At 73.0% G+C, this 26,545-nt stretch carries 21 protein-coding genes; 11 read left to right on the forward strand and 10 right to left on the reverse strand.

The genetic code is table 11. The features are described from left to right. Positions 1-38 precede the first annotated feature (38 nt). The 5 genes from ACFYQ6_RS23030 to ACFYQ6_RS23050 all read left to right on the forward strand — a co-directional run bounded on the left by ACFYQ6_RS23030 (position 39) and on the right by ACFYQ6_RS23050 (position 10,699). On the forward strand, positions 39-3,677 hold the full coding sequence (locus ACFYQ6_RS23030) for a DUF4132 domain-containing protein (RefSeq protein WP_388764628.1): 3,639 nt from the start codon (positions 39-41) through the stop codon (positions 3,675-3,677). Then, a complete protein-coding gene (locus ACFYQ6_RS23035; RefSeq protein ID WP_361585311.1) occupies positions 3,674-4,810 on the forward strand; it encodes an AAA family ATPase in 1,137 nt (378 codons plus the stop codon). Before ACFYQ6_RS23030 ends, ACFYQ6_RS23035 begins: the two co-directional genes overlap by 4 nt. After that, the gene (locus ACFYQ6_RS23040) at positions 4,810-7,380 is read left to right on the forward strand and encodes a DUF5682 family protein (protein WP_361585313.1); all 2,571 of its coding nucleotides are present in this window, start codon (positions 4,810-4,812) and stop codon (positions 7,378-7,380) included. Before ACFYQ6_RS23035 ends, ACFYQ6_RS23040 begins: the two co-directional genes overlap by 1 nt. A gap of 122 nt (positions 7,381-7,502) precedes the next feature. Beyond that, positions 7,503-8,654: a VWA domain-containing protein gene (locus ACFYQ6_RS23045; protein WP_361585316.1), complete on the forward strand. Its 1,152-nt coding sequence runs from the start codon at positions 7,503-7,505 to the stop codon at positions 8,652-8,654. Further along, positions 8,651-10,699 carry a hypothetical protein gene (locus ACFYQ6_RS23050; protein ID WP_388764631.1) on the forward strand — a complete coding sequence of 683 codons (2,049 nt, stop codon included), beginning with the start codon at positions 8,651-8,653 and terminating at the stop codon, positions 10,697-10,699. Before ACFYQ6_RS23045 ends, ACFYQ6_RS23050 begins: the two co-directional genes overlap by 4 nt. Before the next feature lie 4 nt (positions 10,700-10,703). Here ACFYQ6_RS23050 and ACFYQ6_RS23055 read toward each other — a convergent pair whose 3' ends face one another. From ACFYQ6_RS23055 to ACFYQ6_RS23090, 8 genes are all read right to left on the reverse strand, one after another. Beyond that, positions 10,704-12,047, reverse strand: coding sequence for a 6-phospho-beta-glucosidase (locus ACFYQ6_RS23055; RefSeq protein ID WP_388764632.1), 1,344 nt, complete (start codon positions 12,045-12,047; stop codon positions 10,704-10,706). Between the two features lie 78 nt (positions 12,048-12,125). Further along, positions 12,126-13,637, reverse strand: coding sequence for a cytochrome P450 (locus ACFYQ6_RS23060; protein ID WP_361585324.1), 1,512 nt, complete (start codon positions 13,635-13,637; stop codon positions 12,126-12,128). 74 nt (positions 13,638-13,711) lie between these two features. Next, a complete protein-coding gene (locus ACFYQ6_RS23065) occupies positions 13,712-14,326 on the reverse strand; it encodes an ATP/GTP-binding protein (protein ID WP_361585327.1) in 615 nt (204 codons plus the stop codon). Continuing rightward, complete coding sequence (locus ACFYQ6_RS23070) at positions 14,307-14,675, reverse strand: DUF742 domain-containing protein (RefSeq protein WP_356740652.1); 369 nt, start codon at positions 14,673-14,675, stop codon at positions 14,307-14,309. The genes ACFYQ6_RS23065 and ACFYQ6_RS23070 overlap by 20 nt, the downstream gene beginning before the upstream one ends. Continuing rightward, on the reverse strand, positions 14,672-15,079 hold the full coding sequence (locus ACFYQ6_RS23075; protein WP_014049573.1) for a roadblock/LC7 domain-containing protein: 408 nt from the start codon (positions 15,077-15,079) through the stop codon (positions 14,672-14,674). Before ACFYQ6_RS23075 ends, ACFYQ6_RS23070 begins: the two co-directional genes overlap by 4 nt. Beyond that, positions 15,076-16,686, reverse strand: a complete 1,611-nt coding sequence (locus ACFYQ6_RS23080; protein WP_361585329.1) for an ATP-binding protein — start codon at positions 16,684-16,686, stop codon at positions 15,076-15,078. Before ACFYQ6_RS23080 ends, ACFYQ6_RS23075 begins: the two co-directional genes overlap by 4 nt. A 612-nt stretch (positions 16,687-17,298) precedes the next feature. Further along, positions 17,299-17,802: a MarR family transcriptional regulator gene (locus tag ACFYQ6_RS23085; protein ID WP_361585332.1), complete on the reverse strand. Its 504-nt coding sequence runs from the start codon at positions 17,800-17,802 to the stop codon at positions 17,299-17,301. Further along, entirely contained in the window at positions 17,799-19,487 is a 1,689-nt protein-coding gene (locus tag ACFYQ6_RS23090) for an FUSC family protein (protein WP_388764890.1), read from the reverse strand. The genes ACFYQ6_RS23085 and ACFYQ6_RS23090 overlap by 4 nt, the downstream gene beginning before the upstream one ends. A gap of 171 nt (positions 19,488-19,658) precedes the next feature. On the opposite strand from ACFYQ6_RS23090, the gene ACFYQ6_RS23095 reads away from it, so the two are divergent. Further along, on the forward strand, positions 19,659-20,420 hold the full coding sequence (locus tag ACFYQ6_RS23095) for a VOC family protein (protein ID WP_361585335.1): 762 nt from the start codon (positions 19,659-19,661) through the stop codon (positions 20,418-20,420). Between the two features lie 179 nt (positions 20,421-20,599). Then, the gene (locus ACFYQ6_RS23100) at positions 20,600-21,244 is read left to right on the forward strand and encodes a dihydrofolate reductase family protein (RefSeq protein ID WP_388764637.1); all 645 of its coding nucleotides are present in this window, start codon (positions 20,600-20,602) and stop codon (positions 21,242-21,244) included. A gap of 99 nt (positions 21,245-21,343) precedes the next feature. Here the strand turns inward: ACFYQ6_RS23100 and ACFYQ6_RS23105 are convergent, their stop codons facing one another. After that, positions 21,344-22,030, reverse strand: coding sequence for a hypothetical protein (locus ACFYQ6_RS23105; protein WP_361585340.1), 687 nt, complete (start codon positions 22,028-22,030; stop codon positions 21,344-21,346). Next, entirely contained in the window at positions 22,027-22,479 is a 453-nt protein-coding gene (locus tag ACFYQ6_RS23110; protein ID WP_361585343.1) for a MarR family transcriptional regulator, read from the reverse strand. The genes ACFYQ6_RS23105 and ACFYQ6_RS23110 overlap by 4 nt, the downstream gene beginning before the upstream one ends. Positions 22,480-22,677: 198 nt before the next feature. Between ACFYQ6_RS23110 and pcaH the strand changes: the two genes are divergently transcribed. The 4 genes from pcaH to pcaD are packed head-to-tail and all read left to right on the forward strand — an operon-like array spanning position 22,678 to position 26,505. Beyond that, entirely contained in the window at positions 22,678-23,460 is a 783-nt protein-coding gene (pcaH, locus tag ACFYQ6_RS23115) for a protocatechuate 3,4-dioxygenase subunit beta (RefSeq protein ID WP_361585345.1), read from the forward strand. Then, positions 23,460-24,032, forward strand: coding sequence for a protocatechuate 3,4-dioxygenase subunit alpha (gene pcaG / locus ACFYQ6_RS23120; RefSeq protein ID WP_388764640.1), 573 nt, complete (start codon positions 23,460-23,462; stop codon positions 24,030-24,032). The genes pcaH and pcaG overlap by 1 nt, the downstream gene beginning before the upstream one ends. Next, the gene (gene pcaB, locus ACFYQ6_RS23125; protein ID WP_388764642.1) at positions 24,032-25,357 is read left to right on the forward strand and encodes a 3-carboxy-cis,cis-muconate cycloisomerase; all 1,326 of its coding nucleotides are present in this window, start codon (positions 24,032-24,034) and stop codon (positions 25,355-25,357) included. The genes pcaG and pcaB overlap by 1 nt, the downstream gene beginning before the upstream one ends. Beyond that, the gene (pcaD, locus tag ACFYQ6_RS23130) at positions 25,354-26,505 is read left to right on the forward strand and encodes a 3-oxoadipate enol-lactonase (protein WP_361585354.1); all 1,152 of its coding nucleotides are present in this window, start codon (positions 25,354-25,356) and stop codon (positions 26,503-26,505) included. The genes pcaB and pcaD overlap by 4 nt, the downstream gene beginning before the upstream one ends. Positions 26,506-26,545: the final 40 nt, after the last annotated feature.

Below are 26,545 nucleotides of genomic sequence, written 5' to 3' on the forward strand. Positions count from 1 at the left end.
CCCGCGGCGGAGCGGGGCCGTGTGAAGGGGGCAGGCCTGTGCGCCGCTGGGAGTTCGTAGAGGGCAGTGCGTCCAAGTTCTGGGAGACCGGGGCGGACGGCGCCGTGGTCACCGTGCGGTACGGGCGGTGCGGGAGCGACGGACGGACCCGGACGAAGGAGTACGCGTCGGCGGAGGCCGCCGCGGCCCAGGTCCTGAAGACCGTCGCCGAGAAGGAGCGCAAGGGGTACCGCGAGGTGGGGGCCTCCGGAACGGCACCTGCCGTCCTCCCGGCTCCCGCGGCCTCCTCACCGGCTGCTCCCGGCCCTGCCCCTGCCGCCTCGGCCGCCGGACCGGCGGAGCCGGCGGACGAGGACACGTTCGTGATGCCCGCCGCCTGGCAGCGGGCGCTCCATCCCCGGCGCGGTGGCACGCCTCGCGCACCGGGCAAGGCACGTCGGCAGGTGCTGGACGCGCTGGAGAGCCGGATCGCCGAAGAGGCAGACTGGATCCAGGAGTTCCTCGAAGCACCCGCGAGCGACGACGCGCTCGTCGCGGCGGCGCGCGCGCAACTGGACGGCGACCCGTCGCCGGCCGGTGCGTCGGTACTGGCGTCCATGGTCGCCACCACTCAGCCGGGATCCGGGTGGGCGGATCTGTGGACCGCGCGTCACGGGCTCCCGTTCGCCGCGCGCGCCGCGGTCGAGTTCTTCCTGATCGAGGCGCACTGGTTCCAGTCCGGGCACAAGCGTTACGACCCCTGGCTGGAAGCACTCCGCTCGCCCCGTCCCACGTACAGGTACCACGGGTCGGACCCGCGCGGTCCGGCGGCCGACCGCATCCGGGCACTGATCGCCGCGGCGGACGAGGACACCTACCGCGCGACGGTCGCGGCACTCGCGGAGTCCCGTACCGACGCGCAGCGGAAGGTCGTCGTCTCGTATCTGGTGCCGAGCGAGACCTCATGGGTCGACGAACTCTGCGCGGACCTCGACGTGATGGGCATCAGGGATCACACCCTGAGCGTGATGCTCCTCTGCTCGTTCCACTCCCCCGGCCAGCTGGAGACGTTCCCCCACCGACCGGGCATCCACCAGAGCGTCGCGCTGATCGGGACGGTGGCGGACGGCATCGGCACGGCGGTCGCCCCGCTGCTGGCCCAGGGCCTCGGGCCCCACCAGTACGCGGACAGGGCCAAGACGGCAGCAGCAGTCCTGGTCGAGATCCCGACGGACGAGGCGATGCGGCTGCTGATCGACCACGCGGACTCCAAGCACACCCGCGCCGCCCTTCTCGACGCGATGAGGCGCTATCCGGTGCGCGCGTTGCGACTGCTCGCCGCCGAGCTGCGGGACGCGGACGGGAAGGCGGCCCAGGACACGCGCCGGCTGCTGCTGGGCCACATCGGTGGTCACCGCGCCCTCGTGTCGTCCTTGCTCCCGACGCTCGATGACGACGTCGTGGCCGTCGTCGATCCGCTGCTCAACCCGGTGGACCTGATGCCGGACACCGACGCGGGTGCCCTGCCGGCCGTGCTGACGGCCCCGCCGTGGAGCCGGCCGCGTACGACGGTTCCACCCGCTGTCGTGGAGGGACTGACGGCGCGGTACACACCTTCGCTGGACTGGCTTCCCGGGGAGCGGGACGCGTGGGCGGCCTGCTCCAGCTGGTACACGGGCTGTAAGGGCAGCGGCGACTGGGAGCAGGACATCGCCAGGCTGCGCGGTGGTCTGACCGGATCGTCCGTACAGTCGGCCTGGGTGTACGTCCACGCGCCGGACGAGTGGGTGACCGAGGCGCTCGCCGTCTGGGACCCGACCGATCTGTACGACGGCCTGGACACCCTCAAGCCGATCGCCGCGCGTTTCGGGCTCGACGCCCTGCCGTTGCTGCTGCGTGCCGTGCCCCGTCAGCCGGCCTCGCTCGCGCCGCTGTTCCTGCCGTACGTCGACGTGGCCGTCGCACGGCACATGGCGAACTGGGCGGTCCGGCTGAAGTCCGCGGCGACGACCACGCGTTCCTGGTTCCGCCGGCACGGGGAAGCGGCCGCGCCGCTCCTGGTCCCCGACGCCGTGGGCAGGACCGGAACCGCGCGCCGGGCCGCCGAACAGGCCCTCCTCCTGATCACGGCGCTGCACGGGGACCAGGTGGTGCGGCAGGCGGCCGAACACTACGGCGCGCGGGCGGTGGAGGCCATCGGTGGGCTGCTGGCCGTCGATCCGCTGGAGCGGGCCCTGCCCGCGACGATGCCGCAGTTGCCCGGCTGGGCCCAGCCCGCGCTGCTGCCGCAGATCGCGTCACGGGCGGGCGGCGCACTGCCTGAGGATGCGGCGCGCCATGCCGTGACGATGCTGGCGCTGTCGAAGCCGGGCGAGCCGTATCCCGGCGTCACCGCGCTCGTCGAGGCGGCGGAGGCGGACTCGCTCGCCGAGTTCGCGTGGGCGCTGTTCGAACAGTGGCGACAGGCGGACCAGCCGGCCAGGGAGGCCTGGGCTCTGCACGCGCTGGGACTGCTCGGGAACGACGTGACGGTCCGCCGGCTCACTCCGGTGATCCGGGCCTGGCCGGGAGAGGCCGCGCACCACCGGGCCGTCGAGGGCCTCGACGTGCTGGCGGCGATCGGCACCGATGCCGCGCTGCTGCATCTGCACGGCATCGCCCAGCGGGTGAAGTTCAAGGCCCTGAAGGTGCGCGCCCAGGAGAAGATCTCCGAGGTCGCCGCGGGTCTGGGGCTCTCCGGGGAGCAGCTGTCCGACCGGCTCGTCCCGGACTTCGGTCTGGACGCGGACGGTTCGACGGTCGTCGACTACGGCACGCGCTCGTTCACGGTCGGATTCGACGAGCAGCTGCGGCCGTTCGTCCTGGACAGTGACGGCAAGCGCCGCAAGGACCTGCCGGTGCCGGGAGCGAAGGACGACGCGGAGCTGGCCCCCGCCGAGCGCAAGCGCTTCATGGCACTGAAGAAGGACGTACGCACGATCGCGTCCGACCAGGTGCGGAGGCTGGAGGCCGCGATGGTCGCGGGGCGTTCCTGGACGGCCCAGGAGTTCAACGACCTGTTCGTGACGCATCCGCTGCTCCAGCACCTGGTGCGCCGCCTGGTCTGGCTGAGCGAGACGGACGGGGTGCGTACGGCGTTCCGGGTCGCGGAGGACCGTACGTTCGCGGATGTGCGGGACGACCTCTTCGTCCCCTCGGGCGATTCGACCGTGTACCTCGCGCATCCGCTGCACCTGGGAGACTCGCTCGCCGACTGGTCGGAGGTGTTCGCGGACTACGAGATCCTCCAGCCGTTCCCGCAACTGGGCCGTGCGGTGGAGACGCTGCGGGCGGAGGAGGCCGACGGCTACCGGCTCCACCGGTTCGAGGGGCTCAAGGTACCGACGGGCAAGGTGCTCGGGCTGCAGCGGCGGGGATGGGAGCGCGGGGCGCCCCAGGACGCCGGGGTGGAGCGCTGGATCTCCAAGCGGCTCGGCGAGGCGGGATACCTGGTGATCGCGTTGAACAGCGGAATCGCCGTCGGCGTGGTGGACATGTTCCCCGAGCAGACCCTGGAGACCGTCTGGCTCGCCGGCAGTCCTGGCGATCACTGGCCCGGGAGGTACAGCTATCCCCTGCGCTTCTCCGGTCTGGATCCGGTCGTCGTGTCCGAGCTGCTCGGTGATCTGGCCGAACTCACCGAGGGCGTCGCCGCATGAGCGGGGGCGCCGTGCGGGACGGGGCACTGCCCACGGCGGGGCAGACCGCCGTGCAGCGGCCGCCTGCCGAGGTGCGGTACGCCCGGGAGCTGGCGGAACTCAGGGCGGCCGACCGGGATCCCCGCCCCCCGGGCTGGGAGCTGAGTCTGCGGGCGGCACGGCGGTTCGTGATCGGGGACGAGGCCGCGGGGATCAGCCGGAAGTTCGTCGGCAACCCCTCGCTGGTCGACCGTGCCCTGGTGACGCTGGCGACGAGCCGCGGGCTGATGCTGGTGGGTGAGCCCGGCACGGCGAAGTCGCTGCTGTCCGAGCTGATCGCGGCCGCCGTGAGCGGGGTGTCAACGCTGACGGTGCAGGGCGGCGCCGCCACGACCGAGGACCAGATCAAGTACGGCTGGAACTACGCGCTGCTGGTCGCCGAAGGGCCGTCGACGCGGTCGCTGGTCCCCGCCCCCATGCTGCGCGGCATGGCGGAGGGCCGCGTGGTCCGGTTCGAGGAGATCACCCGCTGCCCCCTGGAGGTGCAGGACTCCCTGCTGTCGCTGCTGTCGGAGCGGGTGGTGGCCATCCCCGAACTCACGGGTGCCGAAGGCATGGTGTTCGCCCGGCAGGGATTCAACGTGATCGCGACCGCCAACACCCGGGACCGGGGCGTCAACGAGATGAGCGCCGCCCTCAAGCGCCGCTTCAACTTCGAGACGGTGTTCCCGATCCCCGACCTGGACACCGAACTCGCCCTGGTCGAGGCGGAGGCGGCCACGCTGCTGCGCCGTTCCGGGGTGGAGCCGCCGCCGGACCGCGATGTGCTGGAGGTCCTGGTCGGGACGTTCCGGGAGCTGCGTGCCGGAGCCGGCGCCGAGGGGCCCGGTGCGGGCGGCGGGCGTCCGTCGTCGGCGGTGATGAGCACGGCGGAGGCCGTCTCGGTGGCCCATGCCGTGGGAGTGCGCGGCTGGTTCCTGCGGGGTGAGGCGGGCAGCGCGGCCGACGTCGTGGCCTGCCTGGCCGGTACGGCGGCGAAGGACAGCCCGGACGACATGGCCAGACTGCGCCGTTTCCTGGAGCAGCGGGTGCCGCGTCGCCGCGGCCCGCAGTGGCAGGCCCTGTACGACGCGCGCCACCTGCTGGCCGACTGATGTCCGCGGTGTTCCTCGGAGTGCGCCACCACTCCCCGGCGTGCGCCCGGCTCGTGGAGCGGACCATCGGGGAACTGCGGCCGGCCCACGTGCTGGTGGAGGGCCCGGCCGAGATGAACGCCCGGCTGGACGAGCTGCTGCTCGGGCACGAGCTGCCGGTCGCCGTGTTCAGCCACTACCGGGACGGGGAGCGGGCGGCGACCTCCTGGGCGCCGCTGTGCGACTACTCACCCGAGTGGGTCGCGCTCCGGGCGGGCAGGGCGGCCGGGGCCGAGGTCCGTTTCATCGATCTGCCCGCCTGGCACCCGGCGTTCGCGGAGCGCACCAACCGCTATGCGGACGCGGAGGCCCGGTACGCCGAGGCGACCGAGCGGCTGTGCGCGCACTTCGCGGTGGACTCGTCCGACGCCCTCTGGGACCGGCTGTTCGAGGTGGAGCCGGACGAGGGTCTCGCGGAGCGGCTCGATGCCTACTTCGCGCTGGTACGGGGTGACGCGCGGGCGGACGCGCGTGACCGGGCGCGTGAGTCGTACATGGCGCAGTGGGTGCGGGCGGCGGTGGACGCGGCGCGCGGGCGCCCCGTCCTGGTGGTGACCGGTGGCTTCCACCAGCCGGCGCTGCGCGCACTCGTGGCGGACGACGAGGCGGGAAGCGGCATGCGTCCGGGAGCCGGCCACGGGTCGCTCAGCGGCGCGCGTCCGGGAGCGGACGACGAGGCGGGAAGCGGCATGCGTCCGGGAGCCGGCCACGGGTCGCGAAGCGGCGCACGTCCAGGAGCGGGCCACGAGGCGGGCGGCCACGAGGAGGGTTCCGGCAGCGGATCTCCGGTTCCGGACGAACAGTGCCTCGGCGCGAACGGATCGCCACTCGGCGCGGACGGATGGCCAATGGGCGCGGACGGGTGGCCACTCGGCGCGGACGGGTGGCCCGAGGTGCCTGCTCCGCCCGCAGGTGCGCTGGCCGGCAGCTTCCTGGTGCCGTACTCCTTCCGGCAGTTGGACTCCTTCTCCGGCTACCAGTCCGGCATGCCCTCACCCGGCTACTACCAGCAGGTGTGGGAGGAGGGGCCCGAGGCCGCGGCGGAGGGGCTGCTGCGGGCGGTCGTCGAGCGGTTGCGGTCCCGCAGGTACCCGGTGTCCACCGCGGATCTGGTGGCGGCCCGCACTCTCTCGCAAGGGCTCACCGCGTTGCGCGGTCATCCCCGCCCCGCGCGGATCGACGTCCTGGACGGGCTGGCCGGCGCACTGATCACGGACGATCTCGCCGAGCCGTTGCCCTGGACGTCCCGGTCCACCCTGGCGCCGGGCTCCCACCCGGCGGTGGTGGAGATGGTCGCGGCGTGCAGCGGTGCACGTGCCGGGCGGCTGCACCCAGGAACGCCCGCGCCACCGCTGGTCCACGACGTGGCGGCGCAGCTGGCCCGGCTGGGGCTGCGGGGCCGGGACGCGCCGTACCGCCTCGACCTGACGGACGCGCGGGACCTGGAACGCAGCCGGGTACTGCACCGGCTGCGTGTCCTCGGTGTCCCCGGCCACGAGCGGACCCAGGGGCCCGAGCACGGCGCGGACCCGGTGTTCGCCGAACGCTGGGAGTGTCACCCGTCGCCCGGGAGGGACGCGGCTCTGGTCGAGGCCGGGGCGTACGGCGGGAGCCTCGCGGAAGCCGCGGCGACCGCCCTCGCCGAGCGGGCCCAGGGCACCACGGCGGAGGCCGGAGCCCTGGCCGGGACGCTCTTCGACGCCGTCCTGTGCGGAGTGGGCGGTCTCTCGGAGGACCTCCTCGGCGCACTGGCCTCCCGGGTCGGGGTGCTGAAGACGCCGGGCCCGCTCGGCGAGGTACTGGCCACGGCCCTCGGCCTGTGGCGGCACGACCGGGTCTACGGGGTGGCGCGCGGCCCGCTGCTCGCCTCGGTGATCGACGGCGCGACGAGCCGGCTGCTGTGGCTGCTGGAGGGCGCCCGCGGCGGGCCGGGGGTCGACGTAGCCCGCCTTCGGGCGGTCGCCGCCGTACGGGACGCGGTGCTGCACGCGGACGGGCTGTTGTCGCTGTCCGCCAGGACGGTCGCGGAGACCGCCCTGCGGGTCAGCCGGGACGCGGAGGCACCGGACGATCTGCGGGGCGCGGCCCTCGGTCTGTACAGAGCCCTGGCCGACGGTGCCCGCGTCGAGCCCGGTGACCTCGCCACCGTCGTCCGTGCGGTCGCGGCCGGCGGCGCGAGCACGCTCGGGGACTGGCTGGCCGGGCTGTTCGCCCTGGCCCGCGAGGAGGTGACGGGCGGTTCGGGGGCCGGTGCGGAGTCCCTGATCGACGTGCTGGACACGCTGGTCGGTGATCTGTCCGACGAGGAGTTCCTGGCGGGGCTGCCGGCGTTGCGCCAGGCCTTCGCCTACTTCCCCCCGCGCGAACGCGAGCGGATCGCGGCCGCGCTGCTGGAACGGCGCGCCGTGCGCGGCTCCGCGCGCGGACTGCTCCGCACCACCGCCGACCCTTTGCTGCTGGCCCGCGCCGGCGCCCTGGAGGAGAACGTGTCCCGAGTACTGGCCCGGTTCGGATTGCGAGCCGCCTCATGACCGGCCCCGCGACCGCTCCCGGGCCCGAGGGGGCGTCCGTGCCGGTGGAACCTCCCGCGTCCGGGGGAACGTCCGTACCCTCCGGGATCTCTCCGCCCACCGGGGTATCCCCGCCCGCCGGAATGTCCCCGCCCGCCGGGACTCCGGACGCCCCGGACGCCGGCCTCGAACGGTGGCGGCTGATCCTGGGCGAGGCCGCCGAGTCCGCCACGGGCCCGCTGGGCGAGGCCGCCGGGGCACGGGACGCGGCCCTGGACTGGCTCTACGGCCGCGATCCCGATCTCCGGCGCCGCGGCGTACGGCCCTCCGGGCGCACGGGCGGGACGGGCCCGTCCCAGGTGACCGCGGTCGACTGGCTCGACGACATCCACCGGCTCTTCCCGAAGGAGACCGTGGAGCGTCTGGAGCGCGACGCCGTCGAGAGGTACGGCATCCAGGAGATCGTCACGGACCCTGCCGTCCTGGAGCGGATCGAGCCGAGTGCCGTCCTGCTGCGGGCCGTGCTGCGCACGAAGCACCTCATGAACCCTCAGGTGCTGGCGCTCGCCCGTCGTATCGTCGCCTCGGTCGTCGAGCAGCTCCTGGCGCGGCTGCGGCCGGAGATCCGCCGGGCGTTCCACGGCACCCGTTCGCGCCGGCCGAGCCGGGTTCCGCTGGCCAGGGACTTCGACTTCCGGCGGACCGTACGGGCCAACCTCGCGCACTACCGTCCCGATGAGCGCAGGCTGCTCATCGAACGGGCCCACTTCCGCTCCCGCACGCAGCGCCATCTGACCCGATGGCAGCTGATCCTCCTGGTGGACCAGTCGGGCTCCATGGCCGGTTCGGTGATCCACTCCGCGGTGACGGCCGCATGTCTGTGGGGGCTTCCGGGTCTCAGGACCCATCTGGTCGCGTTCGACAGCGACGTGGTCGACCTGACGTCGGAGGTCACCGATCCTGTGGAGTTGCTGATGGGGGTCCAGCTCGGTGGCGGGACCGACATCGCACGCGCGGTGGCCTACGGGGCGAGCCTGATCGAGAATCCGCGCCGCACGATCATCGCTCTCGTCACCGATTTCTACGAGGGCGGCGACCCGTACAGGCTGGAGCGTTCGGTACGTGCGCTGACGGAGCAGGGTGTCACCGTGCTGGGGCTGGCCGCGCTCGACGAGGACGCCGACCCCGACTACGACCGGGAGCTGGCCGGACGGCTGGCACAGGCAGGGGCGCACGTCGGGGCGATGACACCGGCGCGGCTCGCGGAGTTCGTCGCTGAGAAGCTGGGCCGATGACAGGGACGACGACCGCGGACGGGCCGGCCCTGCGTACGGACCTGCTGGCCCTCACGTCGGAGACACTCGCCGCGCTCGCCAACCGGGGTCTGGTCAAGCGAGCGGTGAAGGACGTGGAGTCGGGCGCGGCCCCCTCGGTCGCCACGGACCCGGACCGCACGGTGCGGGGTCTCTTCGGGGACGGCACGACCGCTTCGCTGCCGCCCGGAGCCGGTCTGGACGGTGGCGTGTGCAGTTGCGCGGCCCCCGGTGTCTGCCGCCACCTCGTCACCCTGGTCCTCGCCTACCAGCGCGCTGCCGCGCCGTCGGACAGCGCCACCGGGCCGGATCGCGAGACCGACGCGGAAGCCGGTGCGGGCGCCGAAAGGGACCTCGCGGCCGAGCCCGCTCCGGCCGTCTGGTCTCCCGCAGCCCTGGACGACGACGCGCTGACCAAGGCCTTCGGGGCACGGCCCCTGGCAGCCGCCCGCCGCACCTTCGAGCAGGGGTACGGCGCACGCGTGCACCACCCCACGGTGGACCGTCCGGAGCCCTGGGTGGAGCTGCCCACGTGCACGGTGCGCTTCCCGGTCCCCGGTGAGATCGCCTACGCGCTGACGGATGCGGCGGCCGCGCTGCGCGGTGAGATGGTGACGCTCGCCGTGTGGGCCTTCCGCGCCGCACAGGAGGCGGCGGGGCACGACACGGTGCGGGTCGGCGGGCGTCCCGCGGTCCTGTCCGCGGGTGGCGGCCTCGCGCTGGACGACGCGGCAGGCCTGGCCGACGAGTTGCTGCTGTCGGGTGTCGCGCACGCGGGCCCCGTGCTCGCCGGCGCCATGGCGCGTTCCGGGGAGGCTCTCGCCGGGGCCGGCCTGCACTGGCCTGCCGGCGCCGTCGGCGAACTGGCGCACCAGCTCTCGGCGTACGCCTCGCGCAACGCCGACTACCGTCCCGAGCTCGTCGCGGCGCTGCTCACCGAGATCCACGCCCGGCGCGCGGCCTCGTCCGGCCCTTCGGTGCTCGGTGTGCGGGAGTCCGGCGAGACGCGGTTGCGGCGCGTGCGGCTCACCTCGCTCGGCTGCCGGGTCCGCACGGGAGGCGACGGTGCGGCCGCGGAGGTGTACTTCGCGCACCCCGGCGCGGGTGCCGTCCTCGTCCTGCACAAGCGGTGGGCGGCTGCCGACGGGCAGGAGCTGACGGGACACCGGCTGTCCACGCGCCGTCATCTCGGTACGACGCTGGGGCGCCTGGCCACGTGCAACATGGTCAGCGAGAACGCGCGGCGCACCGCGGGCCGCGCGCTGACGGTGTCCTCCGCCGGCCTGGGCGCCACGAGCGTGACCCCGGTGGCCTCTTCCTGGAGCGAGTTGCCCGACTCCCTCCTGGTCCGGGATCTGGCGGCGCTCGCCGCGGCCTGGGAGGGCCGCCCGCCCCGGCTGATCCGTCCTCGGGTCGAGGCGGAATCGATGCGTGTCGTCGCCCTCTCGGAGGTGGAGCGGGTGGGTTACGACCCCGCCGAGCAGCGGCTGGACGCCGTCGTCCGCGATCAGGCGGGCACCCGCGCCGTGGTGAGTTCCACCTATCGGCCGGCCTGCCCCGGGGCTCTCGACGCGCTCGCCGAGGCGCTCGGGAGCGGCGCCACGCATGTCAGCGGTTCGGTCCGGCTCGTGGGCGGTGAGATCCGGATCGACCCCGTGGGTGTGTCGACCCCGGCCGGGGTGATCGTGCCGGATCTGGCTCCCGGTGGCGGCTCGGCGGCTCCGGCGACCCCCGTCGGCCGCCCGTCCGATCCCCTGTCGGCCGCCCTGGACGAGGCGGCGGGCGCACTGGCCGCGGTGGCGCACAGCGGGCTGCGCCTGCTTTCGGTACCCGCGCGGGACCGCCTCGGCGCCGCGGCGACGGCCCTGTCACGGACCGGGCTGGCACACGGGGCGGCGCTGCTGCGCGGCTTCCTGGCCACGGTGAGCGGGGCCGGCGCCGAGGAGTCCGCCGGAGCCGCCGCCTGGCGTGAGGCTCAGCTGCACGTCCTGGTCAGCGGCGAGCTCCTCGACACCGGGAGCGCCTGACCCGTCACGGTGCGAGATAGGCGAGCCCGGGGTGGACCTCGGTGTAGCCGTCGACCAGCCGGCGGGCCACGGACACGGAGTCGACGAGCGGGTGCAGGGCGAAGGCGCGTACGGCCGCCGCTCGCGAGCCGCTCTCCGCCGCTTCGAGCACCGCCCGTTCCACGGCCTTCACCGCTGTGACGAGCCCGACCGCGTGGTACGGCAGGGGGTCGACGGCGAGGGGGTGGGCACCGTTCGCGTCCACCATGCACGGCACCTCGATGACGGCGTCGGCGTCCAGCACCGAAAGGGTGCCCCTGTTACGGACGTTGAGGATCAGCGAGGTGCGTTCGTCACGGGCGACGGCGCGCATGAGGGCGAGGGCCACCTGCTCGTAGCCGCCGGAGTCCAGATCGCTCTCCTCGCGCTCGCCCGCTCCGGCCACGTCCCTGTTCTCCGCCATGTACGTGGCCTCGCGCTCGGCGCGCGTACGGTCCCAGGTGGCGAGCGGCTGCGCGTCGGGGTCCTTCATCCGGGCGTAGAAACCCTCCTGCTGCTCGCGGAGGAAGGCGCCACGGGTCTGCTCGGCGTCCTGGTAGGCGCGGACGGCTTCCCGGTTGAAGTAGTAGTAGTGCAGGTACTCGTTGGGGATCGCGCCGAGCGAGCGCAGCCACTCCGGGCCGAAGAGCCGGCCCTCCTCGAAGGAGCCGAGCAGCTCGGGGTCGGCGAGGAGGCGCGGGAGCAGGTCGCGGCCCTCGACGTGCAGTCCGCGCACCCAGCCGAGGTGGTTGAGCCCGACGTAGTCGATCCACACCCGGTCGGGGTCCGCGCCGAGGACCCGGGCGATCCGGCGGCCGAGCCCCACCGGCGAGTCGCAGATGCCGATGACGCGGTCGCCGAGGTACCGGGACATCGCCTCGGTGACCAGCCCCGCCGGGTTGGTGAAGTTGATGACCCAGGCATCGGGCGCGAGTGCGGCGATGCGACGGGCGAGGCCGGTGGCGACGGGAACCGTGCGCAGCCCGTAGGCGATGCCGCCGGCACCGACCGTCTCCTGGCCCAGGACTCCCTCGTCGAGGGCGACGCGTTCGTCGGCGGCCCTGCCTTCGAGGCCCCCGACACGGATGGCGGAGAAGACGAAGTCCGCCCCCTTCAGCGCCTCGTCGAGATCGTCGGCGACGACGACGGCCGGCGCGTCGGCGATGCCCTCGGCCTGCTCGGCGAGGACCCTGGCGACGGCGGTGAGCCGGGCCGCGTCCGTGTCGTACAGGGTCACCCGCGAGACGCGGCCCTCGGCGTGATCGCCGAGGAGTGCCCCGTACACGAGAGGCACCCGGAATCCGCCACCGCCAAGAATTGTCAGCTTCACGCTGCTCGATGGTACGGGGCACGCGGCCCGGCACCCGAACGGCCGGGGCGCCGGGCACGGCGATCGCGACGGCCGGTGTCAGTGGCCGTTCCACCAGCGCACCAGGGCCTGCCACAGCTTCGGCGGTCCGCTCCGCTGTGCCGGGAGCACGGCGGGTCCGCCGGGCTCGGCGGAGGGGCCGGCAGCGGGGGCGTGGCCGGCCGGTGCCGCCGCGGAGAGCGGGGGCAGGGTGGGAGAGGCGACCTCCCAGTCGGCCTGCGACCGGGCCCGGGAGACCGCGGGCAGCGGTTCGGCGTCGATCTCCTGCTCCGGGCTCGGGGCGAAGCTCGCCGGCAGCTCCACCAGGTGCCGTGACACGAAGTTCCCGACCCAGCGCAACCGGCTCTCGTCCACGCTGAGTTCCAGGTCGGGCAGGCGCATCAGCAGGGCGTCGACGCCGACGTCAGCGATGGCGCGGCCGATGTCCTGGCCGGGGCACTCGTGGGGGCCGCTGCTGAACGCCATGTGCGCGCGGTTGCCCTCCATGCTGGCGTTGAGGTCGGGCCGCACGACCGGGTCGGTGTTGGCCGGTGCGATGCCGACGATGAGGGCGTCACCCGCCTTGATCTGCTGTCCGCCGAGCTCGGTGTCGCCCACCGCCCAGCGGCCGAGGATCGAGGTGAAGGGCGGCTCGTCCCACAGGGTCTGCTCCACCGCCTCGGGCACGGTCATGTGCCCGCCGCTGAGACGCGCACGGAAACGGGGGTCCGTGAGCACCATGCGCAGCACGTTCGCGATCAGGTTGGTGGTGGTCTCGTAGGCCACGATCAGCACCACGCGCAGGTGCTCGCTGACCTCCTTGTCGGTGAGACCGGCGGGGTGCTCGACCAGCCAGGTCGCGAAGTCCTCACCCGGCACGGCCCGGCGCCGCTGGACCAGCCTGTCCAGCGCGCCGATCACGTAGGCGTTGCTCGCGACGGCGGTCTCCGAGCCCCGCGTCATGTCGCGGGCGGCCTGTACCAGCCGGTCGTTGTACTCCTCGGGCATGCCGATGATCGCGCACATCACCATCATCGGGAGCCGCTCGGCGAACTGGCTGACCAGGTCCGCCCGGCCCTCCTGGCAGAAGTCGTTGACGAGCCGGTTGCTGTACCGGTTGATGTGGCGGCGTACGCCCCGGGTGTCGATCCGCGCCATGCTGTCGGTGACCGCGCCGCGCAGCCGTTCGTGGGTGGCGCCCTCGGCGAAGGAGCACACCGGCTGCCAGGTGAAGACCGGGGCGAGCGGGTGGTCGGGGGCCACGGTGCCCTCCTGCAGCGCACGCCAGCGGCGTGAGTCGCGGGAGAACTGCGAGGGCGTACGCGTCATGTGGAGGTTCTCGCTGTGCCCGAGCACCAGCCAGGCGGGGACGTCACCGTGCATCAGGACGGGCGCGACCGTCCCGTGTTCGGCGCGCAGCTTCTCGTACAGGCCGGCGGGGTCGGCCTCGGCCTCGGGGCCGTAGAGCCGGCGCAGGCCGCCGGGTCCCGTGCCCATGGCGTGCGCGGGGCATTGCGGGGGTGGGACCGGACCGGTGGCCGATCCGGGTTCGTGCTGGAAAGGGGTGGTCACAATGGCTCCAGGAATATGGCGTTCCGAAACGCGGGCGGGGACGGGGCCCGTGCAGAGGCGGCTGCGGCCCGTCGTCAGGTGAGCGGTACGGCGAGGCGGTGCAGGTAGCGCATCAGGGTCATCAGCACATCGCGGCTGGACGTCCGCAGCCGGGCGTCGCAGTCGATCATCGGGACCTCGTCCGGCAGATCCAGCGCGCTGCGCAGGGCTTCGACGGGGTGGTGCGGGGCCCCGGGGAAGGTGTTGACGGCGACGACGAAGGGCACCCCGCGCTCCTCCAGTCTGCCGATCACGTCGAAACTGACCTGGAGGCGCCGGGTGTCGATCAGGACGACGGCGCCGAGCGCTCCTTCGAACAGTCCGTTCCACAGGAACCAGAAGCGCTCCTGGCCGGGGGTGCCGAACAGATAGAGGATCAGCTCGTCGCTGAGACTGATCCGGCCGAAGTCCATGGCGACGGTGGTGGCGGTCTTGCTCTCCACCCCCACGTTGTCGTCCACGCCGACGCCGGCCTGGGTCATGGTCTCTTCGGTCGTCAGGGGCCGGATCTCGCTCACCGAGCCGACCATGGTCGTCTTTCCGACCCCGAATCCGCCGACGATGACGACCTTCACCGCGGCCGTGGCCGTGGTGGGAAGGACGTCCTCGCTGCGGGGGCCCGTGATCGTGTCAGAGCTTCTGAAGTCCATGCATCACCGCTTCGAGGAGGGACCTGTCCGGGAGCGCGGCGCGGACGATGGGCGCGCGCGATTCGATCAGTTCGGTCGCCAGGAGTTCTGTCAGGAGCGAGGTGACGACGCTGAAGGGCAGGCTCAGGTAGGCCGAGATCTCGGCGACCGACAGCGGCGCCCTGCAGAGCCGCAGGATCGCGGCCTGCTCCGGCTGCACCGTGGGCGACGGCTCGGCCTGTGCCACGACCATCGTGACGAGGTCGAGCGCCGCTCTCTCACCGTCGGGGTCACCGGTGATCACGTAGAGCCGTTCCGGGTCGCTCAGCTCCGGGTCGGCTTTTCGGCGCTCTCGTCGGGGAGCACTCATCCGGCCTGCCCGTCGTGGCGCGGAGGACTCGTCAGGTGCGCGCCGATACGGACGACCATGTCGCGCATGCGGGCTCCGACGAGTCCGGCGTCGACCGTCTCCCCGGCCAGCACCGCCAGGTAGGCGCCGGTGCCGGCCGCCATCAGATAGAAGAACCCGCCGGTGACCTCGATGACGACGAGCTTCATCAGACCGTCGCTGTACGGGATTTCGGTGGCGACGGCCGCGGCGAGGCTCTGCAGTCCTGCGCAGGCGGCGGCGAGGCGGTCGGCGACGTCGGGGTCACCGCCGTGGCGGGCGATGCGCAGTCCGTCGGCGGAGAGCACGACGATCTGGTGGATGCTCGGTACGTCGTCGGCCAGTTCCTTGAGCATCCAGTCCATGTTTCCCCGCTGCTGGATCACTTCTCGTCTCCCTTGTCCCACGCGTCGTCAGAGTCTTCGCCGTTGTCCGGATCCTTGGGCACACCGTTGACCGCCTGGGTGAAGGCTTCCAGCCAGAGGCCGGGGGGTGCCGTGCCGCCGTGGCCGTTGCGCGCGGGGGGAGGCTCGGCGGCCGTCGCGGACTGCTGCGGGAGGTTGTGCGAGCCGAGCGGCGCGCGGCCCCTGCTGCGGCGCTGCGGGAGTCCGCCTGCGGTCCACTCGGTCACCACGATCTCGTCGTCAGCCCTGGCGGCGGCGGGAGCGGCGGGCCGGGACGCGGACGCCGCGGGTGCGGCGGCCGGGGCGGCGACCGACGCGACGGGCCCGGTCGCGGTGGGGCGCGCCTTGTGCTTGCCGCGCGGGGGTACGACGTGCTGCATCTGCGACATGTCGAGCGAGCTCTGGGGGCGCGAGGTGGCGCCGATGCCGTGTGCGATGCCCGGGGCGGGCCCCGTGGTGATCATGTCGCGAGGCACGACGAGCACGGCGCGCACCCCGCCGTACGCCGACTGCCGGAGCGACACCTGGAGTTGGTACATGCGGGCGAGGCGGCCGACCACGGCCATGCCGAGGCGCGGGGACTCACCGAGGTCGTTCATGTTGATGCCGGCCTGGGCCTGGGCGAGCATGTTCTCGGCCCGCGCGCGGGCCTCCTCGCTGAGGCTGACGCCGCCGTCCTCGATCTCGATGGCGATGCCGGTCTGCACCTCGACGGCGGTCACGTGCACACGCGTCTGGGGCGGCGAGTAGCGGGTCGCGTTGTCGAGGAGTTCCGCGCAGGCGTGGATGAGCGGCTCGACGGCCGTCCCGACGATGGCGACCTTGGCGATCGAGTGCAGGTCGACGCGCTGGTACTCGAGGATGCGGGACATGGCGCCGCGCAGCACGCTGAACAGCGGTACGGCCTTGGGCCACTGACGGCTGGGCCGCGCGCCGCCGAGTACGGCGATGGAGTCGGCGAGCCGGCCGATCAGCGCCGTGCCGTGGTCGATGCGGAGCAGGTCGTCGAAGACGTCGGGGTTGCGCCCGTGGTGGTCCTCCATCTCCCGGAGCTCGCTCGCCTGGCGGTGGACGATGGCCTGGACACGGCGGGCGACGCTGACGAAGGCGCGCTGCGCGGAGTCACGCATCGCCTCCTCGTTGTCGATGATGTCGAGGACCTGGAGGACCAGTGCGCGCTGCGCCTTGGGGAGGTTGCGGTAGGACTCGTCGGCGTCGACGACGTCACGCATCACCTCCTGCGGGGAGTTGCTGGCCCGCAGCCGGCGGATCGCGGCGGGCAGGAGCTCCTTGGTGAGCCGTACGGTCTCCTGGTCGTGTGTCGCGATGCGGTGTTCCAGGTAGGCGATGCGCCGTTCGTACTCGGCACGCTGGACCCGCATCGCACGGCGTCTGCGGTTGAGGACGACGGTGAGCGTCGCGACCACGACGGTGGCGATCGCACCGCACAGGACGACTGCCACCCGCGCGTCTCCGGTGACCGGCAGGGCGCCGACGGCGGTGGCGCCCGCCGTGAGTACGACGGGCAGCAGTGCGGCGCGGATTACCGGGATGTCTCTGTTGGTCGGCGGTGATTCAACACGGACCATCTAAACCCTCTGGCGGTTGATTCGGGAGGTATGGGGAGGTAGACGCACTTGTGCCGACAGTTGCGAACAAGTGCCTGAAGTCGTATCAACTCGACTTCACTGCGCGTGAGCCTAGCCAGATCAGATCAGTGCTTCGGCATATTCGCCCAACCCCCTGCGCGAACCCGCCCGCGGTAATACACTCGCCAGTTTTTGCACTCAGCGCCGCCGGTCGTGCACGGGGAGTGATGGCGTACGAGAATCGTCGCAAACCGGACCACTTTGTCCCGCAGAAAAGGACAGCCCACCGAGAAAACGAATACACGGACCGGCGAATCACCTGCCAGACCCCCGCGATATCCGACCGTTCGAGCGAGTAACCGCTACGCGTGCGATCGAAAGCGTCCCGCACAAAGGGACAGTGGCACATGTGATCGAATCGGATCGAAAGGAGCAGATCCGTGAGCGACGGACGGATGTACGGATGCGCCCGCGCAAGATCTGTGCGAGATCGCGCCGCCCCGTCGCCCCTTGGGGCGTGGGCGGACGCGACCGTTCCGCACCTGCGGGGACCTCACTCTGTGTGAGGTTCCTCCCCAGGCCACGCGGCTCCGCCGGCTGAGCGGCGGGCCTTCAGCGCCGGCCGCCGAGCCGGCCCTCCAGCTGCACCAGCAGCTCGCCGAGCTGCTCGCTGAGCCCGCCACGGGTCTCCTCGTCCAGCCCGGACAGGACCGACCGCTCGTACGCGAGCTGTTCGGGAAGCAGACGGTCGACCAGTTCGCGCCCCGCGTCGGTCAGCCCGACGTGGGCGACCCTGCGGTCCCTGGCATCGCTGCGGCGGCCGATCAGCCCCGCCTCCTGGAGGGCCCGCAGCCGTTTCGTGACGGCAGCGCCGGACGAGAAGGTCTCGCGGGCCAGCTCGCCGGGGGTGAGCTCGCGGCCGGTGCGCCGCATCGCGCCGAGCAGGTCGAATTCGCCCCGGGTCAGCCCGGCGGCCCGCAGCGGGGCGTCCTCCGCCTGCTGGAGAAGCGCCGCGCAGCGGTTGATACGGCCGATGAGCTCCATCGGGCCGGTGTCGAGCCCCGGGTTGACGGCATGCCACTGCCGTACGACCGAGGCCACGATGTCGTCGGTCACACCGCTCCGTTCTCCGGGGGCAGGGTGATGAGCCCCTGCCGTTGTGCTGTCGCCGCGAGCGTACGGTGCCCTGCCTGCTCGGTGGCGAGCAGTTCCTCCTCGGGCAGGGCGCGCTGCCACCATTCGCCCGAAGCGACGTCACTGGCGTCGCGCAGTTCTACGAGTGCCGCGGTCAGCCGCCTGCGTGCCGTCTCGAGCACCAGGGCGTCGCCCGCGGGGTCGGCGACGGCCCGCTCGGCCCGCCTGCGCGCGTCCTCAGCGGCAGCGAGGGCCCGTTCGACGCGGCCGGACGCGCGGCGGTTGGTGACGGCGATCGCGGCGAGGAATCCGACCGCGACACCCACCAGGGTGTCCAGGGCACGGTCCGCGATGAGCTCGCCCGCGGGCTGGAACCCCCCGAACTCCAGGATCAGCAGGGCCATCGGGGTGACAGCGATGGAACCGAGCCAGTAGTTGCGGGTGATCAGGGCCTCGGCGGCGAAGTTGAAGAAGAGCACGCACAGCACGAGGGCCAGCGGGCTGACCCTGGCGAGCGGGATGACCGCCGCGAAGACCAGGACACCGAGGAGGTTGCCGACGGTCCTCTGCAGGGCCCTGCTCCAGGAGAGGGTGAGATTGGGCTGGTAGACGGAGGCCGCCGTGACGATCGCCCAGTACGGATGGCCCACCCCGAGCGCCGAGGACACGTAGCCGGCCAGGGCGCAGCCGACGAGCGTGCGGAAGGCGACCGGCAGCACCGGTGAACTGGGGCCGAGCGCGCGCAGCAGCCTGCGCCTGGCCTCGCGCCGCCCGCGCCGCATCCGCTGTCCGGCCCGTTCGGCATCGATCCCGAAGAGCTGCTCGACGGTGCCGGGCGCGGGTGGCGGGCTGGGTACGGGGCCGCGGCCCCGGGTCGCCTCCGCCCATCGGCGGAGCTCGGAGGGGTCGGCGTCAGCCGCGTGGCCGTCGACCGCGGTGGTGGCGAGGGCGCGCTCGGCGTGGACGACCAGCCGCTCCAGTCCCTGGCGTACGGGAGTGGGCCGCCCGGACGCGAGCAGCGCCTGCCAGGCGGCCTGGACGGCTGCCGCCGCGGCGTGCCGGGTGCGGCGGTCCGGCTCCGCGGCGTAAGCCGCGGCGGCGTCGAGGGCGCGGGCGGTGGCGAGGCGCTCGGGCCCTTCCCGGTGCCACAGCGCAGGCCCGGCGGTGACCAGCCAGGCGAAGGCGCCCGCGGCGAGCATCAGGGCCAGGTGTTCCGGCACCTGTCCGAGCTCCTGCGGGGCGAAGAGCGCGGCCGAGGTGACGAAGGCGAAGATCACGTTGCCGGGCGGGCCGATGCGGGTGGCGTCGCAGAAGGTCTTCTGCACGGCCGCCAGCAGCGCGCCGACGGCGATCAGGACCGCGGTGGAGTCGGTGAGCGACGCGGTGACCAGCGCCACGGCGAAGCCCGCGGCCATGCCGAGGACCACCCGCAGGACCGTGTGCGCCCGGCGGGCGTACGGCATGTTGTGCCCGTAGAGCGCGCAGAGCGAACCCGCCATCGTGTACATCACGAGGTCGAGCCGGTCGAGGGAGTACAGCAGCAGGTTCGGGACGGCCGAGGCGACCACCACGCTCAGCGCGGGCTTGTACCAGATCTCCGCAGGACGGTTCAGCCGCAGGATGCCGGTGACCGGCAGCTTGTGGACGGATGGCTTCCGGGGTCGCATGGCTGTATCACTCACCCACTTACTTTAACAGGTGTTACACCTGTAAAACATCTTGCGAGCGCGGGCCGGGCACGCGCGATCGCCTCCGGTGGCCGCCCGGTCCGCACGGCCCTAGCGTGCTGCACAACAGCGTAGGAACGTCTCCTGTCACGCGCCTCGGGAGGAATCGGGATGAAGCTCACGAAACCGGTGACCGGGAGCCCTTGCTGGGTCGAACTCGGCACGCCGGACGTACCGAGCTCCCAGACCTTCTTTGCGGCCGTCCTGGGGTGGCGGTCCGAGACCGATCCCCGGCCCGAGGCGGGCGGCTACACGATGGCCCGTCTCGGCGAGGACGCTGTGGCCGGCCTCAGCCCCACCTACCGCCCGGACCAGCGGCCGTCCTGGACCGTCTCCTTCGCGACAAAGGACGTGGACGCCTCGGCGGGCGCCGTGCGCTCGGCGGGCGGCACCGTCCTGATGGAGCCGATGGACATCTTCGACCAGGGCAGATTCGCCGTGGCCGCCGATCCGTCCGGAGCGGTGTTCACCCTCTGGCAGGCCCGCGCCTTTCCGGGCACCCAGCGCTTCGGCGACCCCGGCACTCTGGGCTGGACGGAGCTGCGCACCTCCGATCCGCAGGGCGCCCTCGCCTTCTACCCGGCGGTGTTCGGCTGGACGGTCGACGCGTCGGAGCACTTCACGCACTGGGGCGTGGACGGCGCCGAGTTCGGCGGCCTGAAGGAAGTCCCGCATGACGACGAGCGCGGGCAGGGCGGGACGCCACCGCAGTGGCTCCCCTACTTCGCGGTCACCGACGCGGAGGGCACCGCGGCGAGAGCCCTGGGCGCGGGCGGCGAGCAACTCGCGCCACCGCGGCGCGTCCCCGGTGGACCCTGCGTCGCCGTCCTCCGCGACCGGGAAGGGGCGGCCTTCGGTGTCCACGCCCCTTGAGTGAGCTCCCGGGCACCGGGCGCGCAGGTGCACTTCGCGTACGGGGAACACTCCGGTGGCGGCCCACCGCCACCCGCGACCGTTCGGCCGCCGGGCCGCTCCTCGGCGGGCCGGTCGTCGCCCACGGCTGGTGATCGCGGTGCGCGATCACATCGCTTCGACGGCAGGGAGTACATGCGATGTCCCGCGTGAGGGTCCACAACTTCTCCATCTCCATCGACGGATTCGCCACCGGCGAAGGGCAGAGCCTCGAGACCCCGTTCGGCCACGCCGGCACGCGGCTCCATGAGTGGTTCTTCCCGACCCGGACCTTCCGGCAGATGCTGGGCGAGCCGGACGGGAGCACAGGGGTGGACGACGCCATCGCCGGTACCTGGGATGCCGGCATCGGAGCGGAGATCATGGGCCGCAACAAGTTCGGCCCCCAGCGCGGGCCGTGGGAGAACAACGACTGGAACGGCTGGTGGGGGGCCAGTCCGCCCTTTCACACCCCGGTGTTCGTCCTGACGCATCACCCCCGCCCCTCGGTGGAGATGGAGGGCGGCACCACATTCCACTTCATCGACGCCACGCCGCAGGAGGCGCTCCGTCAGGCGCGCGAGGCCGCAGGCGGCTTGGACGTGAGGATCGGCGGCGGGCCGACCACGATCCGCGAGTTCCTCGCCGAGGACCTCGTCGATCACCTGCACATCGCTGTCGTCCCGATCGTTCTGGGCCGTGGCGAGCGTCTGTGGGACGGACTCGAAGGACTGGAGAAGCGCTTCCAGGCCGAGTCCGTGACCACCCTCGCCGGCGTGACGCACATGACCTTCACCCGGCTGTAGCCGGCGCCCGGAGAGGCGGCCATCGGCTCGGTCTCCCACCCCGCCCGCTCCGAAGGCACAGGCCCACGAGCCCTCCGACCGCTCGCACGGTCCACGGAGTCAGCGGCACGGCTCCTGACGGCCGTCCTCGGGGCGACGCTTCCGGCCCTGCGGCGTGAAGGTGAGGCTGTCCGCGAGGTCGCCCTCACCGCATCGCACTGCCAGGAGCAGCGGCTCCTCGTGACTCGGCCAGTCCTGGAGTCCGGGGTCGGTGCCGTTCCACAGGTGGAAGACCACCATCGGCTGGGCGAGATCGCCGCTCACGTAGCCGAGGGTCTGGCCGTAGCGTGGATTGCCGCCCCCGATGTGGATCGACGGGGGGCCGAAGGTCTCGGTGACGTCCGTCCACGTCCGGTCGCGTTCGGTCCACCTGCCGACTCCGTCGCGCAGCGCGGAGTACGCCTTCGCGTCGAGCACGCGGTCGGCCTTCAGCCAGCCTTCCCCGCGTACGAACTCGGCGTAGACGGAGGCCTCGCCGTGTGTGTGCTCGGCCGGGAAGTAACGGGCGAACGCACCCCGTGTCCCCGTCGGGGTCCATATTCCCCGGCGGCGCCAGCGTTCCTTCTGCTCCTGCCACACGTCGGGCCTGCGCTCGAGCACGAGAAGGTGGTTGATCAGGAACCACATGCTCATTCCCAGATCCCCGTACATGCCCACCCTGCGGATCACGAGGTTCACCTCGTCCACCAGGTGGCGGTGCATCTCCTCGGAGGTGGCGAGCGCGTGCGGGCCGAGCGCTCCTGTCATCTCGTCTCCTCGGGCACCCGGAGTGTCTCGGCGGCCTCCGAGACCCGGTGCATCAGGTCGAAGAGCGTCTGCTGCTCACCGGCGGAGAGCGGGCCGAGGAAGACCTGGTTCATCCGGACCGTACGCAGGGCCAGCCGGCGATGGGTACGGGCACCCTCGTCCGTGAGGCGCAGCTGGAAGCGCCGTCCGTCGCGGGGATCGCGCACCTTGTCCAGCAGTTCGCGGCGCAGCAGCCTGCTGACGACCTCGGCGATGGTGGAGCGGTCCAGGCCGACCCTCTCCCCCACCGTCCGCTGGTCGAGACCCGGTTCGGCGGTCAGCGCGTTGAGTACGGCGAACTGGGGCGAGGTGGTCTCCTGCGAGACCATCGCGTTCCACAGCAGGTGGTGTGCCTGCTGAAGGCGCCGGGCCAGATGCCCGGGGTGGGTGCTCAGGTCGACCGCCTGCACGGCGCCGCCTCTCTCTGCCGGTCACCGGCCCTCGACACGGGGTCCGAGGTCCCCGCGGCCGGAGCCCTACTCCGGCCAGGGTTCCGAAGATACACAGTGCACTGAGGGTCTTGACCGCGACAGCGCCGTCTGGGTAGCTTCAGGCCATCGAAATTTACTCAGTGTACTGAGCATTATCAGCTTTCACGGAGCCGTGACATGACCGCACGTGGCCTTCCCGCCCAGCCGTTGCCCGACGGATTGACCCAGCAGGAGATCGACGCGGAGGTGGCCAGGGCACAGGCGGCCGCCCGGCCGGGTGCCGAGCATCCGCCGCGCGACTACCCGCCGTACCGCAGCAGCCACTTCCGCCATCCGCACCGTTCCCTGATCCCCCTGCGCGATCCCGAGGCGGTCGAGCTGTCCGGGCCCGCCTTCGGCGTCACGGACGTGACCGCGCTGGACCGGGACCTCACCGCCCAGCACACCGGCGAGCCGCTCGGCGAGCGGATCACCGTGACCGGCCGCGTCCTCGACCGGGCCGGCCGGCCGGTGCGGGGGCAGCTCGTCGAGGTCTGGCAGGCCAACGCCTCGGGGCGGTACGCCCATCAGCTCGACCAGCACCCGGCGCCCCTCGACCCGAACTTCACCGGGTTCGGGCGCTGCCTCACCGACGACGACGGCGGGTACTCGTTCACCACCGTCAAGCCGGGCGCCTATCCCTGGCGCAACCACACCAACGCCTGGCGCCCCGCGCACATCCACTTCTCGCTGTTCGGCACGTCGTTCAGCCAGCGGCTCGTCACCCAGATGTACTTCCCCGGGGATCCGCTCCTCCCGTACGACCCGGTGATCCGCTCCGTCACGGACCAGGCAGCGCGGGAGCGTCTGGTCTCCACGTACGACCACGATCTGTCCGTACCCGAGTGGTCGCTCGGCTACCGCTGGGACATCGTCCTCGACGGTCCGTGCGCCACCTGGACCGAGGAAGGCGACGCCTGATGTCCCACGCCCCGACCCCCTCCCAGACCGTGGGACCGTTCTACGGCTACGCCCTGCCCTTCCCCGGCGGCGGCGAGGTCGCCCCGGCCGGGCACCCCGGCACGATCACCGTCCACGGCTTCGTGCTCGACGGCCAGGGGAACCCGGTGCCCGACGCGATCGTCGAGACCTGGCAGCCCGCACCCGACGGATCCCGTGCCGGTCTCCCCGGCTCGCTGCGCCACGACCCCGCCACGGGGAAGGTGATCGGGCGCAACGGCGTGGACTTCACCGGCTTCGGACGGGCACCGACGGACGCGGACGGGCGCTGGACCGTGCGTACGCTGCCGCCCGGCGGCGTACCGTACATCTGTGCCGCCGTCTTCGCGCGGGGGCTGGTCCAGCACCTCTACACCCGGGTGTACCTCCCGGACCTGCTGGACGCGGAGGCCGGCGCGGGAGACGCGCTGCTGAAGTCGCTGGACACCGACCGGCGCGCCACACTGGTCGCGACACGCACGGACCCGCGCACGTACCGCTTCGACATCCGTCTCCAGGGCGACGGCGAGACGGTCTTCCTGGAGTTCAGCTGATGCACGAGAGCGATGCCGGCCTCCTCGCCCCCGGCCGGGCCGGCTCCCCGGCCGAGGCAGCCACCGGCGACCACGCCTTCCTCCAGGCGATGCTGGACGCGGAGGCGGCTCTCACCCGGGCCCAGTCCTTCTGCGGGCTCGCCCCGGCCTCGGCCGGACGGGCGGTCACCGGGGCGGCGGACGCCGACGCGTTCGACGTGCGTGAGCTGGCACTGCGGGCGCGGTCCGGGGGCAATCCCGTGATCCCTCTGGTCGCCGCCCTGTCGGCCGCGGTGGACGAGGACACCAGGCCCTTCGTCCACCGAGGCGCGACCAGCCAGGACATCCTGGACACGGCGGCGATGCTGGTGGCCTCACGCACCCTCGGTCTCGTGCTGGAGGATCTCGGGCGCACCGCCGGCGCGCTGGCGCGTCTGGCGGCCGAGCACCGCGACACACCGATGCCCGGCCGTACCCTGACCCAGCACGCGGTCCCCACCACCTTCGGCCTCAAGGCCGCCGGCTGGAGGTCGCTGGTGCTGGACGCACGGGACCGGCTGACCGCCGTACGGGACGGGCTGCCGGCCCAGCTCGGCGGCGCGGCGGGCACGCTGGCCGCCTTCGCGGCCGGCGACGGCGATGCGGGGCTGGAGCTCGTCACGGTGTACGCGCGGGAACTGGCTCTGGCCGAACCGTCGCTGCCCTGGCACACCCTGCGCACCCCGGTCGCCGACCTGGCCGGCGCCCTCGCCTTCACCGCAGGCGCGCTCGGCAAGGTGGCGGCCGATGTGCTGACGCTCTCCCGTACGGAGATCGGCGAGCTGGCGGAGGGATCCGGCGGCGGCTCCTCCGCCATGCCGCACAAGGCGAATCCGGTCCGCGCCACCCTGGTCGCGGCGGCCGCGCGCCGGGCGCCCGGGGCGGCGACGACGCTGTACGGCTCGGTCGCGGCGGCTGACGAACGGCCCGCGGGTGCCTGGCACGCCGAGTGGGAGCCGCTGCGCGACCTGCTGCGCCTCGTCGGCGGGGCGGCACGGGACGCCGCGGAGCTGGCGGAAGGGCTCAGGGTGTTCCCCGCGGCCATGCGGGGCCATCTGGGGCTCACCGGCGGGCTGATCGTCTCCGAGCGACTGGCCGCCGTCGCCGAGGACCGGGTAGGCCGCGCCCGCGCCAAGGAGATCCTCACCGAGGCAGCCGCGCGCTCCCGGGAGACGGGCGGTCCGCTGGCGGACATCCTCGCCGGGGAGCCCGCCTTCGCCGGCCTGGACCTCACCGAACTGACCGACCCCGCCCGGTACACCGGCTGCGCCGGGCCCCTCACCGACCGCGCTCTGGAGCGCCGATGACCACGACACCCGCCCGACTCCTCCACCACCGCGCCGAAGGGCCGGCGAGCGCACCGCCGCTGCTGCTCGGCCCGTCGCTCGGCACGTCGACCGCGCTCTGGGACGGGGTCGCCCCCGAACTGTCCGCCGCCCACCGGATCGTGCGGTGGGACCTGCCGGGCCACGGGGGCTCGCCCGCCGGGCTGATCGGCCCGGGTGCCTCGGTCGCCGATCTGGGGGCGCTGGTCCTGGATCTGGCCGACCGTCTCGCCCTGGAACGGTTCTCCTACGCAGGGGTCTCCCTGGGCGGCGCGGTGGGTCTCTGGCTCGCCGCCCGGCATCCGGAACGGGTCGACCGGCTGGCCGTGGTCTGTTCCTCCGCGCATTTCGGGGACCCGGGCCCCTGGCGGGAGCGTGCCGCACTCGTGCGCGCCGAAGGTCTGGGCAAGGTCGCGGAAAGCGCCGCGGGCCGCTGGTTCACGCCCGGGTTCACCGAGCCCCGGCTGCTCGACGACCTGCTGGGTACCGACCCCTCGGCGTACGCCGCGTGCTGCGACGCGCTGGCCGAGTGCGATCTGACGGAGGCGCTGTCCGGCGTACGGGCGCCGACCCTGGTCATCGCGGGCCGTGAGGACCCGGCGACTCCTCCCGCGCACGCCCGGGAGATCGCCGACGGGATCCCGGGCGCGGCGCTCATGGAGCTGCCGCGCGCCTCACACCTGGCCCCGGCGGAACGCCCCGAGGCGGTGCGGGAGGCGCTGCGCGCCCACTTCGCGCCACGGGAACGCGAGAGCGGTACGGCGGTGCGCCGCGAGGTTCTCGGTGACGCTCACGTGGACCGGGCGCAGGCGGCGACCACGGCGTTCACGGCCCCTTTCCAGGACTTCATCTCCCGCTACGCCTGGGGCGAGATCTGGACCGACCCGACGCTGTCCCGGCGCGAGCGCAGCCTCATCACGCTGACCGCCCTGGTCGCCCACGGCCACTACGGCGAACTGGCGATGCACGTCCGCGCCGCGGTACGCAACGGACTCGGCCCGCGGGAGATCGGTGCGGCGCTCCTGCAGACGGGGGTCTACTGCGGGGTGCCCGCGGCGAACTCGGCGTTCGCGGTGGCCGAGCGGGTGCTGGCGGAGATGGACGCGACGGAGCCGGAGGGCACCGAGTAGTCGCGGGCGGGGCGCCCTGGACCACAGGCGGGGGCGGGCC

This window comes from Streptomyces sp. NPDC005494, from assembly GCF_042872025.1.
Lineage (GTDB): Bacteria > Actinomycetota > Actinomycetes > Streptomycetales > Streptomycetaceae > Streptomyces.

Excerpts from the sequence above, each read along its gene's own strand:
- ACFYQ6_RS23035 (WP_361585311.1), top strand. The coding sequence starts at position 3,674 with ATGAGCGGGGGCGCCGTGCGGGACGGGGCACTGCCCACGGCGGGGCAG.
- ACFYQ6_RS23040 (WP_361585313.1), top strand. The coding sequence starts at position 4,810 with ATGTCCGCGGTGTTCCTCGGAGTGCGCCACCACTCCCCGGCGTGCGCC.
- ACFYQ6_RS23045 (WP_361585316.1), top strand. The coding sequence starts at position 7,503 with ATGTCCCCGCCCGCCGGGACTCCGGACGCCCCGGACGCCGGCCTCGAA.
- ACFYQ6_RS23050 (WP_388764631.1), top strand. The coding sequence starts at position 8,651 with ATGACAGGGACGACGACCGCGGACGGGCCGGCCCTGCGTACGGACCTG.
- ACFYQ6_RS23065 (WP_361585327.1), bottom strand. The coding sequence starts at position 14,326 with ATGGACTTCAGAAGCTCTGACACGATCACGGGCCCCCGCAGCGAGGAC.
- ACFYQ6_RS23070 (WP_356740652.1), bottom strand. The coding sequence starts at position 14,675 with ATGAGTGCTCCCCGACGAGAGCGCCGAAAAGCCGACCCGGAGCTGAGC.
- ACFYQ6_RS23080 (WP_361585329.1), bottom strand. The coding sequence starts at position 16,686 with ATGGTCCGTGTTGAATCACCGCCGACCAACAGAGACATCCCGGTAATC.
- ACFYQ6_RS23090 (WP_388764890.1), bottom strand. The coding sequence starts at position 19,487 with ATGCGACCCCGGAAGCCATCCGTCCACAAGCTGCCGGTCACCGGCATC.
- ACFYQ6_RS23095 (WP_361585335.1), top strand. The coding sequence starts at position 19,659 with ATGAAGCTCACGAAACCGGTGACCGGGAGCCCTTGCTGGGTCGAACTC.
- ACFYQ6_RS23100 (WP_388764637.1), top strand. The coding sequence starts at position 20,600 with ATGTCCCGCGTGAGGGTCCACAACTTCTCCATCTCCATCGACGGATTC.
- ACFYQ6_RS23105 (WP_361585340.1), bottom strand. The coding sequence starts at position 22,030 with ATGACAGGAGCGCTCGGCCCGCACGCGCTCGCCACCTCCGAGGAGATG.
- pcaH (WP_361585345.1), top strand. The coding sequence starts at position 22,678 with ATGACCGCACGTGGCCTTCCCGCCCAGCCGTTGCCCGACGGATTGACC.
- pcaG (WP_388764640.1), top strand. The coding sequence starts at position 23,460 with ATGTCCCACGCCCCGACCCCCTCCCAGACCGTGGGACCGTTCTACGGC.
- pcaB (WP_388764642.1), top strand. The coding sequence starts at position 24,032 with ATGCACGAGAGCGATGCCGGCCTCCTCGCCCCCGGCCGGGCCGGCTCC.
- pcaD (WP_361585354.1), top strand. The coding sequence starts at position 25,354 with ATGACCACGACACCCGCCCGACTCCTCCACCACCGCGCCGAAGGGCCG.